Consider the following 14,491-nt stretch of genomic DNA (forward strand, 5'->3'; position numbering starts at 1 on the left):
ACGATGATCAACAAGCAGCGGCGAGAGCTTTACGGCTTGCACAGTCCGGCGAGCGACTTCGCCCGGGAGCAGGGCCTGGCCGGCGCCGACTGGTATCTCTGCGACATTCCGCGCAAGCAGATGAAAGAGCTGATGCGGCGCACGGACATGCCCGCGATCCGCGACACGATCCTGTGGCTCGGCCTCGCCATCGGTTTTGCGACCGCCGGTGTGCTCCTGTGGGGAACCTGGTGGGCGGTACCCTGCTTCATCGCGTACGGCGTGCTCTACGGATCGTCATCTGACTCGCGTTGGCACGAAACGGGTCACGGCACGGCGTTCAAGACCCGCTGGATGAACGAGACGGTCTATCAGATCGCCTCGTTCTGCATGATGCGTAACCCCACCCCGTGGCGGTACCAACACACTCTGCACCACACCGACACGCTGATCGTCGGAATCGACCCCGAGGTCCTCGCGATGCGGCCGGCACGGATGGTCGCAATTGCCGCCAACTTGTTTGGGCTGCTTGATGTCCCGGGCGGCCTCTACCAGATCTTGGTGCATGCGAGCGGCCGCCTGACCGAAGCCGAGAAAGACTGGGTTCCCGTCGAGGAGCGCCCCAAGACATATCGCATCGCACGGATCTGGGTCGCCATCTATGCGACGACCATCGGTGTCGCCATCGTGACGCAGAGCTGGATTCCAATCGTGCTCATCGGCGGCCCGCGGGCGTACGGGTCGTTCATGCACGTGCTCTACGCCCTGACCCAGCACGCCGGCATGGGGGAGAACGTGCTGGATCACCGCCTCAACACCCGAACGGTGTTGATGAACCCGGTGAACCGGTTCCTCTACTGGAACATGAACTACCACCTGGAACATCACATGTTCGCCGCCGTGCCGTACCACAAGTTGCCCGCCCTGCACGAAGCCATCAAGGACGACGTGCCAGCCCCGTACCCGTCGATGTGGGCAGCGCTGAAGGACGTCTTCCAGACCCTGTGGCGCCAGCGGAACGACCAGACGTACTGCCTCAAGAAAGAGCTTCCGTCAACCGCGAAGCCCTACAACGGACCCGTCGACGGCCTGCTGCCCGACGCGGCCGCCCCGCGATGAGGCTCGAATGACAACGTGGGTCAGGGCTTGTGCGACCGAGGAAGTCGAAGAAGACGACGTGATCGCCGTCGACATCGGTGGGAAGTCCTACGCGATCTATCAGTCCGAAGACCGAGAGTTCTACGCCAGCGACGGCACCTGTACGCACGGACGAGCCCGCCTCTGCGACGGTCTGGTGATGGACGGCGTCATCGAATGCCCAAAGCACAACGGCCGCTTCGACTATCGCACCGGAAAGGCGCTGGGGGCCCCGGTGATCGAAGACCTGCGGACCTACCAGACCAAGGTCGAGGGCGACGGCGTCTACATTCAGCTCGGCGAATAGTCAGGCGACGATGTGGACAGTTGGTCGGCGACTTTCGAAAGTCCGCTTCGACAGGTCGCTAGGGTGGTGACGATCTCGACTGCGTGGTCATCGGCAGCGGCACGGCGGGAGTGAGCACGGCGCTGTCGCTCGCCCAATCCGGTTTGCGAGTCGTCATTCTGGAGGCCGGGCCGTTCAGCATGCCGTCTCACCTAGCCAATGCTCGGCTTGGCCCAGGTCTAGCCGCGAAAATCACTGACAGCGCGACGATTCCGGTCACCTGGTCGAGTAGCGACGGGGCGCCCGGCTGGCCGGTCCCGGCGTGGGTCGGGGTGGGCGGGCGAACCCTGTTCTGGCATGGCGTGACGCCTCGCTACCAGTCGTGGGAGTTCGATGACTGGCCGATCGATGCCGACGATATGGCTGACTTCTACGGTCAGGCAGAGTCATTGATCAGAGTGAGCGGGACGGGCGATGCACAGCGGCCGCCATTTCATCAGTCAGCGAGGCAGCGCACGGCCATCGAACAGTTGGTTGCGGCGGGCTGGCCGGCCCGCCCTACACCGTTGGCCATCGATACCGCTGCGGACCGACGCCTGGGCTCCGGGTATGACAGCTCCATAGCGCGACTCGTGGCCAGTGAGCATCTGGGAGGTTTCGACGATGGCGCGCTCGTATCGCTGATCGCTCACGCTGAGGCGACGCGGCTGGTGCTCGAGGGGGACAGGGTCACCGGCGTTGAGGTGCTCGACCGGCGCAGCGAATCCCGTGTCGTCCTGCGGGCGCGTCATGTGGTGTTGGCCGGTGGGGCGGTGCAGTCCACACGGCTCGCGCTGCGTTCAGGTCTTGCCGCACTCAGTCCGGCTGTCGGGCATTACATCGGCGATCACCTCTTCGTGGAGGCGAGCGTCGAGTTCGACGAGGCTCAGCCCCATGAAGCCGTGAGTGTGCTGATCGACCCGTCCCCGGATCGCCCGTTTGGACTGCAGATCCAGGGCTGTCTCGACCACGCCAACGCCTCAGTGGTGTTGGTGGCCTTCGGTGTTGCCTCGGTGAGGAAACAGAACCGTGTCACGCTGAGCGGCGACGGCGACGGCGACTCGACCCACGGCGACATGCAGAGCCTGCGCGTGATCTGTGAGCGCAGCGTCGATGACGAAAAGTGCTTGGCCGCAATGCAGGAGGCTGCAGGCGAAGCAGCAGCTGTGCTTGGCGCCCGGCTGGGGAGCCCGCTCGTTCATCTGCCCGGTGTGGCCCTGCATGAGGTCGGCGGGTTGCGGATGAGTGCCGACGCCCGGTCTGGCGTCACCGACACCTACGGTCAGTTCTGGCGGGTGCAGAACCTGTCGGCGGCGGATGCCAGCGTGTTCCCCTCGCAGGGAGCAGCCAATCCGTACCTGACCATCACCGCGTGGTCCCTACGCCACGCCGACGCGCTGGCCCGCCGATTGGGTGGCCGCACCTAGTCCTTGTGCCAGTGCGACCGGTCGAGGACCTTCAGCCACTCCGGAGATCCCTGTTCGGTGTTGAACCCTTTTTCGATCAAGACGAGATTGTGATAGACGTGCACACCGGTGACCATCGATTCGGTCATCGACGGTTGGTTGTCGGCACTCCCGATCCGCTCCTGATGATGCAGGCCGTCCAGCAGGTCCTTGATCAACTGCATGGACCCGTACTGAGCCGACGGGTCGGGACCGCCGCCCCAGCCCGGCCAGTACGCCATCGCGAGATCCTCCACCACATAGAGACCACCGGGCCGCACGTGGGGGAACAGGGCGTCGAAGGACGTAATGATGTGGTGGGCAATGTGACTGCCGTCGTCGATGACGATGTCGAAGGGCCCCAGTTCGCGGGCCATCGAGTCGAGGAATTTCGCATCGCCCTGGTCACCTTTCAGAACGCGCAGCCGGCTCTCTTCGATGCCGGTCTTCGCGACGATGTCCAGCCCGTAGATCAGACCCCGCCGAAAATAGTGCTTCCACATGCGCAGCGATTCGCCGCCGGCGTCAGGCGATTCATAGCCGCCGACGCCGATCTCGAGCACCTTGACCGCTAGCTCCCGGAAGGGCTCAAAGTGCTTCTGGTAGTGCGGTGTATACCAACGTCCGCCCCATTTGTCTGAGCCGAACCGCGCGGCAAGCTCGGACAGATCCTTCGGTCGCTGCGACATCGCACCGACCACCGGCCACAATCCGGCGGCAGTTGATGCGGAATAGTCCGTCTCCGAGTAGTCCCTTGTGAACAGCTCGCGGGTGGCACCATGCGTTCCTGTCGGACCGAAGAGCTCGCACAGTAGGTCGAGAAGATCCTGACGCACAGTCGCGACAGCTCTAGAGTTCCAACCCTTTTCGACATGGGAGGTGCCGTTGTGCAACGTCAGGTGGTACCCCAGACGGTCTTCGCCGAAGCCCAGGTCGAACTGAATGACGAACTTGTCGCTCGAGATGGTCAGCAGAGCTGCCCGGCAAGCCACCTCGGTCACCAGTTCGTTGGCGACGTGATCCGGGCCGATGTTGCTCACTCGAGCCGAAATCTCCGCATCGGGCGCACCGGCCGCCGTGAGAATGCTCTCGATCACTGCGGATTCCTCATTTGCGCTGAAACCTCGTCCGGGCGGCGCTCCCTCGCGCGGCGGTTCCAGAACTCGGTGATCTCCTCGAGGCTTTGGGCTTTAGTTTCGGGAAGCGTACGCGCGAGATACAGCGCCCCCACGACGCCGATTGCCGCGTAAATGATCAGCGTGATCGTTAATCCCAGCCCCTCGAGCATGATCGGGAAGGTCAACGTGAACACGATCGCGCACACGCCATGCATGACCGAGGTGAGGCTGATGCTCCGGCCGCGGATCGCCTGCGGGAATATTTCGTTGATCACGATTCCGCTGACCGGACCCACGCTCAACCAGAAGGCCGCGACGAATACCGCAAGGCAGGCCACCTGGCCCCAGCGCACGACCGCGAGCGTCTGTGGCGCCGCGGTGAGGACGGCCATCACAACCAGGGCGGCGGCCAGCACGAACAGGCCGGTGATCATCAGCGGTTTGCGCCCGCGTTTGTCGATCACGGCAGACGCAATCAGGGTCGCGATGAAACTGACCGCTGCGAGCCCCAAGGTGGTGGCGAATGCCACGGCGGTGTTGGTGAAGCCGATCTGCTCCAAAATGGTTGGCGCGTAGAACACCACCATGCTCTCGCCGGAAAACACGCCGACGAATACCACTATGAGCCCGACCACGAGCACCGGTCGATACGCGGGTCCCCACAGCCGCGTCCGCGTGCCTTCGGTTCCATCGTGGTCAGAATCGGGGCCCGCGCGCTCGGCGGTGATCTCGGCCAGCTCGCGATCGGCGTCACTGCCGGCGAGCCGCCGCAAGGAGCGCAGCGCCGCGTTGGGTTGTCCTACCGCGAGCAGCCAGCGAGGCGACTCCATCAGCGGCAGCAGGGCCAGGCCGTACATCGCCGCCGGCACCGCGATGAAGCCGAACATCAGGCGCCACCCTTCGTTCTCATTCACCAGCGCGAGGCCCACGCAGTAAGCCAGCATCACGCCGAGTGTGTTCGCGACGAGTTGTATGGAAACCAACCTGCCCCGGATGACGGGCGGCGCCACCTCGGCCACGTAGATCCCCGCCGTCGGCGTCGACACGCCGATGGCGAATCCGGCAGCGGCGCGCGCAACGATCAGCCAGCCCAAAGTCGGGGCCAGCGCAGCGCCGAAACCGGTGGCGACAAACAGCGCGGCCATCGACATCAGGGTGTAGCGCCGACCGAAGCGATCCGACAGCAGCCCAGCGACGGACGCGCCAACCGCCCCTCCGGCCACCACGGCACTGGCCAGCAGACCCTGTTCGAACCCGCTGAGATCCCATTCGTCGTCGACGAGCACCAGGGTGACCGCGGTGATCGCCAGGTTGTACCCGGCAAGCACGCCCGACAGTGAACCCAGAACCCCCACCGCGTAGTGAGCGAAGCGGGTCTGTCGCACTCGTGCGGCCCACGAGGTGAAGTAGCGATCGATCGCCGCCAGCGATCGGTCCTTTGTCTCCGGAAAACGTCGGCGGAACACGACGAACCCGGCGATCGCCGTGCACATGTAGACCATGAGCAGCACGTAGAGGCCGAGCTGGCCGCCCAGCAACAGGCCCGTCGGGGCAGCCACCGCGTCGAACAGCCAATGCGATGCGACCACCACGCCCATCGCGATCCCGCGCACCCGGATCGGCAACAATTCCGCCGCGGCGACCCAGGCGATCGGACCGAGTCCTATCGCGAACGAAAACGTGAAGAGGTACAGGCCGGCGACAGAAAAGACATGACCGGTATCCATGGAATGCAAGGCGGCACCCACTGCCATCGAGGCGCAGCTGACAGCGACCCCGACGAGGCTCACCAGCAGCAGCGGTCGACGCCCGATCCGATCGACGAGCATGACGGCGACGACCGTTGCCGCGACCATGATCGCCGCGAGCGTCACTCCGGTCGAGCTGGCTACACCGAAATCCCACGCGGTGTCCGCCAGTTTCGGCAGGTTTGCAGACGAGTAATAAAGCACGGCGTTGATGCCGACGAACTGCTGCACGAAGAACAACCCGATGCCGATGAAGATTGCGCCGCGACCCGCCAGTGAGAACACCGCTGACAAACCGTCCAACCGAGGATCGCGCGCAGGCGGGATGATCTCGTGAAGCTGCTCGTGCGAACTGTCGAGACCCAGCCGGGCCTCGACCACCGCCGCCGTCTCGCGATCGCCCATGAGTGCCAACCACACCGGCGATTCCACCAACAGCAGAGCCAGCCCGCTCAAAACCAGGCTGGGGAACGCGCCGGCGCCCAACAGGTACTTCCACTCGCCGTCTTCCGGGAACATCACCAGACCGATGTAGGCGATCAGGATGCCGATCGTGATCATCAGCTGGAAGATGCAGATCAGCCGGCCGCGGCTGGCGATGGGCGCGATCTCGGCGATATACAGCGGGGCCGCAACCGAAATGGCCCCCACACCAATTCCGACGACCAGCGCTCCAATCAGGACCACCAGCTCCGACGGCGCGATGGCGCACACGAACGCGCCGAAGGTCAACAGCGCGGCGGTGGCCATGATGACGTCGCGACGTCCGACCAGATCGGCGATGCGACCGGCGGCCAACGCACCGATCATCGCGCCGATCAGCGTGGCCGTGCTCAGCCAGGAGGAGTGGCCTCGCTCCAACGCCCCGGCTGTGATGCCGGTCTGGTAGCCGAAGATAAGCCCGCCGAGTGAGGCGATGCCGACCATGAGGTAGCGCTGGCCCATTACTCGGGCCCCGCCATTTCTTCGCTCAGGCCGTGAAGATCGGGCACTAGGAGACCGTACCGGTGCAATCGTCGGCGCAGTCAATTTGCCGTCACGTTGTCAGCACGCGCGCGGCGGAAGGCTCTACTTGCGGCTGGTCCGCCGTTGGTCGTGGGTAGGTAACCGCAGTCGGTACCGAACAAGGATGGTGAACGCCGCGGCGAGCACCACGAGCATCGCCATATCGAACAGCCACCAGCCGCCCTTGTGGGTCCATAGCGTGTCTTCGATCGGCAGCAGTGGCGAGACCGTCATCAGGTCGACCGTCGAGGCCGACGCGGCAAATCCCCAACGCCCCGGCAGCAGCCACGAGATCTGGTCCAGCACCAGCCGGCCGTTGATCTGAATGAGCCCGTTGCAGAACACCATCGACATCATGATCACCACGACGACCATCGGGAGGATCTGCTCGGGTGACCTCGCGAGCGAGGACAGCGCGAGGCCGGCGATCGCCGACACCACGGCCGTCCCGGCCAGCGTCAGATACAGCTCGATGCTGGCGTTGCCCAACAGGACTGAGCCCTGCGTGGGTCCGTCCTTGCCGATGACGACGATCGTCGTGAGGATCGCCGCCTGAATCGCGGCGGCCACGCTGAAGACGATGATCTTGGCCGCGAGATACGCCGACGCCGACAAACCCACCGCTTGTTCACGACGGAAGATCGCCCGTTCACCGACGAGATCGCGGATGGTCAACGCCGTGCCCATGAACACCGCGGAGATGTTGATCAGGATCAACAGTTGCGTGGGTTCGTTCGGAGTCTTGCCCGCTGGATCGGCGGGGCCGAAACCCACATTCCCCGGCACCACGAGCGCCAACACGCCGACGACGAACGGAAGCGCCGCGAGGAAGATGAAGTATCCGCGGTCGGCGACGGTCAACCGCACCTGGCGGCGCGCGACGGTGGAGATCTGACGCCACAGGCTGGTCTGCGTCGGCTCGCCGGGTGGCCCGGTCGATGTCGCGGACGGCTGCGCCGGCGGTTCAGAGATGTTGTGGCGGGCCAGAAAAGCTTGATGGGCCCCTTCCGGGTCGGTGCTCACCCAGGCGAAGATGTCGGCCCAGTCGTCGGAATTCATCGCCTGCCAGACCTCCGCGGGCGAGCCGACGAACGCAGTCCTGCCGCCGGACGCCAGCAGCAGCACCTGGTCGCACAGCTTCAGGTAGGCAAGCGAATGCGTTACCACTATGACGACCCGGCCTGCGTCGGCCAGCTGGCGGAGCATCGTCATCACCTGCCGATCCAGCGACGGATCGAGGCCCGACGTCGGCTCGTCGAGGATCAGCAGCGAGGGACCGGTCAGCAGCTCCATGGCCACCGAGGCGCGCTTGCGCTGCCCGCCGGAGAGTTTGTCGACGCGCGTCGCGCGATGCGCGGTCAACTCGAGTTCGTCGAGGACCCGCGCGACGACGGCGCGCCGGTCGGCGGCCGTGGTGTCCGGCGGGAGCCTCAGCTCAGCGGCGTAGTCAAGAGCCTGCTCGACGGTGAGCTGACGGTGGACGACGTCATCCTGCGGAACGATCCCGATCCGCGACCGCAGCGAGGCGTATTCGCCGTGCACGTCGCTGCCATCAAAGCTGACCCATCCGAAGCTGGGTTGCGTTGCCCCGCCGAGTAATCGGATAAGCGTTGACTTGCCGGCACCCGACGGGCCGATCACTGCGGTGACCGTGCCGGGGCGCGCCGTGAACGAAATGTCGGTCAACAAGTTCCGGCCGTCGATGACGAAGCCCAGCCCGTAGGCCTCCAGTCCGCCGGTGGCGGCATCCACAGCGGCGGAGCGCGGTTCTAGGCGATCACCGGCGACGGTGAAGTCGGAGTTGCCGACCGTCACCACGTCGCCCGAGCGCAGGAGCGTCTGGGTGACGAGTCGGCCGTTGACGAATGTGCCGTTGCCGCTGCGGTTGTCGCGGATCTCCAGGCCCGACGATGTGGGCACCAGGATCGCGTGGACGCGCGAAACCAGTGCGTCATCCACCACGATCTCGTTCTGCGGTCCCCTTCCTATCGATGTGGCACCCGGCGGCATCGGCGGTGGGCGCTGCGGTAGAAGGTTCCTGGCGATCCCAGTCGGGGGCCTGGCGGCCGAGGCGACGGGTGGCGGCCGTCGTGGGGGTGGCCTCCGCGGCGGCGGTCTCAATGACGGGGGAGCGGCCATGGCGGTCGGCGCGCGTGACGCGAGCGACCGTCGCGGTGGATGCGCAGTTGACACCCGGAACACCAGCCGTGGTCCGCCCGGGTCGCCGATTGTGATGTGGGCGCCGTCGCGGATGTCCACCATCTCGACCCGCTTGCCGTCGACGAAGATGCCGTTCTGGCTCTTGTCGATGGCAAACCAGCGTCCCTGGTCGACACGCAGGAGCACATGCGTGCGAGACACCAACCCCAGACCGGGTCCGTCGAGGTGAATGTCGGAGTCCACAGAACGGCCCACGGTGACGTCGCGGTCAGCGGGAAAGGTGTAGACCGCCGATCCGAGGGTCACCGTCAACGGTGGACCGCCCATGGGATTCGTCATTGGCTCACCACCTGAACAACGTGCCACGCCGCCAAGGCAATCAGGAGGACGCCCAACCCCTGCAACACTCTTCGCACCGCGGGTCCCTCCATTTGTCCCTTACGGCGATCGATGAACCGGACGAGGAGCACGTAGCCCAGCGTGACGCCCAACGCGGCCGCGAACGGAAAGATGACCCGATCCAGCATCGACGGCTGCACCCCGGCGACCGACACTGCGATCGCCACGATCGCCGACCACGAGAACAGGTACTGCGGGTTGAGCGCCCCGACGATGAATCCTGCGGTGAAGCCCCACTTGTTCCTTCGCGGCGCTGCCGCGTCGGCGCTCGACGGGGGCGGGCCTGTTCGGGCCACCAGCAGCCACCCACCGACGGCCAGGAACATCACGATGGCCAGCACCTCGATGCCGGTCCGCACCGCGGGAAAGCGTTCGAGCAGGGCGACCGTGCCGAACGTCGCCAGCGCGCAGTAGATCATCTCTGCAGGGACACGGCCGAGTCCGAACCGCAACGCTCCCGAGGGATCGCCTGCGAGCGTTCGATGCACGACGAGGACCGTCACCGGGCCCATCGGCAGAACGGCACTGAGGAATCCGAGGAAACTTCCGATCGCGACCACCGCGATGGTGCTCCCCGACATGTAGTGCCCCTAACCCGGCTATCGCCCGTACCGCGATACCAGTGCCTCCGCCTGGCGGTGCGCAAGGGCCATCGCGGTCAGCATCGGATTGGCCGACGGGCTCGACGGGAAAACCCCTGTATCGCAAACATATACGTCGTTGAGGTTGTACACCGCACCCGAGGAGTCGATGACGTGCCGCCGTGGATCCGAGCCCATCGCCGTCGACCCGAAGACATGATTGGCGACGATGCGGAAGTCCTGCGGGGCCAGCTTCGCTGAGCGAATCGCATCCGCGGCGTCAGCGGACTCGTAACGCGGCGCCAGCCCGTGTATGCCGGGTAGGACAGCACGTGCGCCGGCCGCCGCATACATCTCGGCCAGCCGCGCGGCACCCTCCTGCATGCGGGCGGCGTCCCCCGCGCCGAGGTCGTAGCGCAGGTTGAACACGCCACCGGGCATCGCACGAACTCGTCCGACAGAATCGTGTCCGTTCACCCACGCGGTCCAGGTCGCCACCTGTCCGTAGTCGGCCAGCGATCGCACGAAGTCCTCGCCGATACCGGGGTTCATCATGCCGAGCACCGACGGCATCGCCCAGACCGATTCGAGCTTGATGCCCTCCTCGAGGAATCCGGTGATGTGATAACCCTGTGTCGCACCGTCCCACGGTGAGACCTGCTCGTCGAAGAGCCCCAATACGACGACGCCGGGATGCATTCGGACGTTGCGTCCCACAGGATCCGCGCCGTGCCCGCTGCGTTGCAAGATCTGCGGTGACGCCAGCGCGCCCGCGGCGAGCACCGTGCATTTCGCCTCGACGCGCACTCGATGCGTGCGACGGCCCGTCACGGGATCGACAACTGCGCCGCGCACTCCACGAATGTGATTGCCTCGTCGCAGAAGACCGTCGACGTGTACCGAGGTGTACACGCGACCTCCCGATTGCAGCAATTCGGGGATGCCACGACGGTCCATCGACTGCTTCGCCCCGGACGGGCATCCGGTCATGCACTGACCCGAGCCGCGGCAGTTGTGCTCGTTGCGCCGCAACGGTTCTACCCGATAGCCGAGCGCCTCGCCACCGGACCGGAACAGATCGTTGCGTCGGCCCTGCACCTCCGGTTGGACTGCGCGCACACCCATGAACTGCTCGACCGCGTCATAGTGCCGGCCCATCTCACCCGGTGTCACCCCGTCGACGCCGTGTTCCGTTGCCCACTTGTCGAACACGAAGTCGGGCGCACGCATGCAAATGCCCGAATTGATCACCGAACCGCCGCCCAGACATCGCGCCTGCAGCGTCGGCACGGCGACGTTGCCGCGGGTGGTGCGCATACCTTCATCCCAGAACCACCGGGCGAGTGTTTCACCCGCCTCAGCGCCCCTGTCGCGCTGGAGCATCGCCGCGCCGGCCTCGATGACGACGACATCCAAGCCCTCGGTCGCCAGCTGATGCGCAAGTACCGTGCCCGCCGGCCCAGAGCCGACCACGCACACGTCGCAGTCGAGCGCCAGCGCGCGGTCGTAGTCGGCATGTCCCTGTATGCGCCTGTGCCCGTTGGTCTTCGGGCCGCCATTGGTCGCCGGCCTACGGACCTCGATTCGGGTCCGCGCCTCCTTCAATACATGCCTCGTTGCGCCGGCCATCAACCCTAGGGCCGGGCCGGATGTGGGTCGACGATAGCCGGCGAGCACCTCCTCGAACGCGCTCAGGAACCAGCGCACATCGTCATCGGTGAGAATGACCGGCGGCAAGATCTTGATCATGTCGAGGTTGAAGCCCGGAATTTGCACCAGGATCCCGCGGCGATGCAAATCGATGTGCACCGCTGCCGCCATTGCTCCCGGATCAATAACGCCCATCACCTTCTGCTGCACACGCAGCGCGAGGTTCGCGGACGGTTTGAAGGAGACGCCGATGATGAGGCCGGCGCCGGTGATGCGGTCGATCGCGTCGTAGCGATCGGCGAGATCCTGTAGCCCGGAACGGATCTTGTCCGACAGTTCGCGAGCCCGGTTGGGTGCGTCGAGTTCTTCGAGCACGTCGAGTGTGGCGAGGCCCGCGGCCATGGCGAGGTTGTTCTCCGCGAATGTCGAAATGTAGATCGGCCCGGCCTTGAATGCCGCGTATACGCGGTCGTAGATGTCCTGGGTCAGCACTACTGCACTCACCGGCGCCTGGCCACCGGACAATGTCTTGCTGATGGTGAGCATGTCCGGTTGGACCCCGGCACCATGGCAACCGAACCAGTGCCCGAGTCGTCCCAGACCAGTCTGCACCTCGTCCATGACCAGCGCCGTGCCGTGTTGCGCGCATAGCCGCTGCGCCTCGCGAAGGTATTCGGCCGATACGACTTCGCACGTCATGCCTTGTACGGGCTCTACGACGAAGGCGGCGACGTCGCCGTAGGCCAGCTCACGACGCAGTGTGTCGATGTCGTTGCGCGGCACCGGTGTACACGTCGGCATGAGTGGATCGGCGTTGATCTTCATTTCGTCGAAGCCGCACAGCGAAATCGCGGCATATGTGCGGCCGTGAAACGCGCCGTCCAGATACAGATATCGGCGTCGGCCGGTGGCCTGGCGGGCGAATCGGACGCAGATCTCCGTGGCCTCTGCGCCGGAGTTCGCGAATACCACCTTCTGGAACTGCGGACCCGCCAGGGAGATCAACCGTTCGGCCAGCAGGCCGCCCAGCACCGACGCGTTGGCGATGGTCAGATTGGGCAGATCCATGTCGACGACGTCATGCAGAGCCGCGCGTACCCGCGGATGATTGCGCCCGATGAAGTGGACACCCCCGCCGCTCAGGAAATCCAGGAAGCGGCGACCGTCTTCGGTCCACAGGTAGGCGCCGTCGGCCCGGGTAAAAACTGCGTCCATGCCAGCGATCTCGTACATGTGCAGCAGCTTCGGATGCACATGGCGCTTGGCCAGATGCGTGCTCGAGTGCAGGTGCTCCTCCACGAATTCCCCGAAAGTCATGATCGATGCTCCGACGAGTAGCCGTACTCGTCGAACACTGACTTCCAGTGCACGCGAACCAATTCGGCGAGTTCATCGTCGATGCTCAACCTGTTGGTCTGATATGTGCGCAGGCCGTCCAGGTAGCCGCCGATCGTCGCGTCGTACTGCTCGCCCTGCGGAATGTCGAGGTGACGATAGATGCCGTCGAGCACGTCTCGCGGGCGGGCCACCAGGTCGGTATAGGCCACCTCGATGAGATTCTCCGGCGGGATGAGTGCGCGGTCCTCGAAGTAGCGCTCGAAGAGCCGTTGGCCTACGACTGCCACCTGCGTCGGCCGGTTGAGAATGAACTCCGACTCGGGCACCTGCAGGAAATTCTCCCAGTCCGTCTGCTTGCGCATGTGGATCGTCGACGAGGCGACCGTGAACGGATTGCGGTGAATGTGAACGAATTTGGCGTCCGGAAAAACATCGAGCAGCATGCGGATCCGGGACATGTGCGCGCAGCTCTTGATGACGGGGCGCCGTCCACCCGAATGCAGGCGGACCTTGCCGACGAACCAGCGCAGCGCGGTCTTCCACTCGTCGCGCTCCGCCTCGCGGGCCTGTAAGAAGTCGAAGTAGCGTTCGTAGCGGGGGAGCAGGTCAGGCAGCATGAAGGCGATATACGGCGAGAGGCCGGTCAGCTTGGCCAGCGCGATCTCGTCTTCGGCGGCCTCGTCCCAGCCCTGCGCGACGTTGTCGTATCCGCGGGTTTCCGCCAGTGCGCCGGCGGTCAACCGCGGAACCGTGCTGCTGGTGGTCATGAATGCCGTCGGGAAAATCACCTGGTACACGGTGGGATACGTGTTGTCGGGATCGCGGCCGAGCAGATTGTGGAGATGGGTTGTGCCGCTGCGCCAGTGGCCGAGGATGAAGATCGGGGGCGGGTCGATAGGGGTCGACGCGATACGCCGGTCGTAGCGTCGCCGTTCGATCGCGCCGACGGTGGTGGCGCCGACACTCCATCCGGTGATCCAAACAATCCGGTGCAGGTAGCGGGCGCTGAACCTAAAGCGCGCGCCAAGCAGCATGCGGAACCACTGGGGGATTTCGATGCCCATGATCAGCTGATCAGTGCTGAAGCGCCGCTCGACTCGCTTCACCCGCTGGCCACGACGAAGCCTCGGCGGTCGGCCGGGCCGCCTCAGCCGGGCCGGCGGACGTGGACCGGTCTCCGGTATGCCGATCTTTCGCTGCACCTGTGGGTCGGCGAGATAGGCGAGCGTGAAAAGCCAACGCAGCGCCGAGAACGACGCGCGCTGAAGGTACAGGTCGGCGTCCTCCCACGACTGGAGCCGGGTGACCCGTTCGTCCAGGGGGGCGGCCGAGAACAGCCGTCCACGGTGTGTAATCGCCGTGCCGATCTCGAAGAGGAGCAGAAGACCACGCAACTGGATGCGCTGCGGGAGCGCGGCGCGGGCCACCAGGGTGTCGACGTAGGCCACGGTGCCCGCGGCGTCACCCCCGATGCCGATCGGCTCACAGGCAGGGAAGAACGCTTCGGCGATCGCCGCGACGACCGTACTTTCCCTGCTGGTCAGCACCTGCAATGGGATCCCCTTTGGTTGCTGAAAGACTGTATCGCGGAACAGTGAGCCCCGAT

At 65.2% G+C, this 14,491-nt stretch carries 9 protein-coding genes; 3 read left to right on the plus strand and 6 right to left on the minus strand.

From position 1 onward, the window contains the following. Nucleotides 1-3 precede the first annotated feature (3 nt). From ACIA48_RS11320 to ACIA48_RS11330, 3 genes are all read left to right on the plus strand, one after another. Nucleotides 4-1,098 (plus strand): fatty acid desaturase family protein, encoded by a 1,095-nt coding sequence (locus ACIA48_RS11320; RefSeq protein WP_396730854.1) that lies wholly within the window; start codon nt 4-6, stop codon nt 1,096-1,098. A gap of 7 nt (nt 1,099-1,105) precedes the next feature. After that, nucleotides 1,106-1,423: a non-heme iron oxygenase ferredoxin subunit gene (locus ACIA48_RS11325; RefSeq protein WP_396730856.1), complete on the plus strand. Its 318-nt coding sequence runs from the start codon at nt 1,106-1,108 to the stop codon at nt 1,421-1,423. A gap of 83 nt (nt 1,424-1,506) precedes the next feature. Next, entirely contained in the window at nt 1,507-2,868 is a 1,362-nt protein-coding gene (locus ACIA48_RS11330; protein ID WP_396730858.1) for a GMC oxidoreductase, read from the plus strand. Here ACIA48_RS11330 and ACIA48_RS11335 read toward each other — a convergent pair. The 6 genes from ACIA48_RS11335 to ACIA48_RS11360 form a co-directional block, all read right to left on the minus strand. Continuing rightward, nucleotides 2,865-3,983, minus strand: coding sequence for a class I SAM-dependent methyltransferase (locus ACIA48_RS11335; protein WP_396730860.1), 1,119 nt, complete (start codon nt 3,981-3,983; stop codon nt 2,865-2,867). The genes ACIA48_RS11330 and ACIA48_RS11335 overlap by 4 nt on opposite strands. Then, a complete protein-coding gene (locus tag ACIA48_RS11340; protein WP_396730862.1) occupies nt 3,980-6,697 on the minus strand; it encodes a sugar porter family MFS transporter in 2,718 nt (905 codons plus the stop codon). Before ACIA48_RS11340 ends, ACIA48_RS11335 begins: the two co-directional genes overlap by 4 nt. A 123-nt stretch (nt 6,698-6,820) precedes the next feature. Next, a complete protein-coding gene (locus tag ACIA48_RS11345; protein WP_396730864.1) occupies nt 6,821-9,256 on the minus strand; it encodes an FHA domain-containing protein in 2,436 nt (811 codons plus the stop codon). Next, nucleotides 9,253-9,897: a LysE family translocator gene (locus ACIA48_RS11350; protein ID WP_396730865.1), complete on the minus strand. Its 645-nt coding sequence runs from the start codon at nt 9,895-9,897 to the stop codon at nt 9,253-9,255. The genes ACIA48_RS11345 and ACIA48_RS11350 overlap by 4 nt, the downstream gene beginning before the upstream one ends. A gap of 18 nt (nt 9,898-9,915) precedes the next feature. Further along, nucleotides 9,916-12,864 carry an aminotransferase class III-fold pyridoxal phosphate-dependent enzyme gene (locus ACIA48_RS11355; RefSeq protein ID WP_396730867.1) on the minus strand — a complete coding sequence of 983 codons (2,949 nt, stop codon included), beginning with the start codon at nt 12,862-12,864 and terminating at the stop codon, nt 9,916-9,918. Next, complete coding sequence (locus ACIA48_RS11360; protein ID WP_396730869.1) at nt 12,861-14,432, minus strand: sulfotransferase; 1,572 nt, start codon at nt 14,430-14,432, stop codon at nt 12,861-12,863. The genes ACIA48_RS11355 and ACIA48_RS11360 overlap by 4 nt, the downstream gene beginning before the upstream one ends. Between the last annotated feature and the right edge of the window lie 59 nt (nt 14,433-14,491).

It is taken from the genome of Mycobacterium sp. NPDC051804, from assembly GCF_044452905.1.
In the GTDB taxonomy this organism is placed as follows: Bacteria; Actinomycetota; Actinomycetes; order Mycobacteriales; family Mycobacteriaceae; genus Mycobacterium.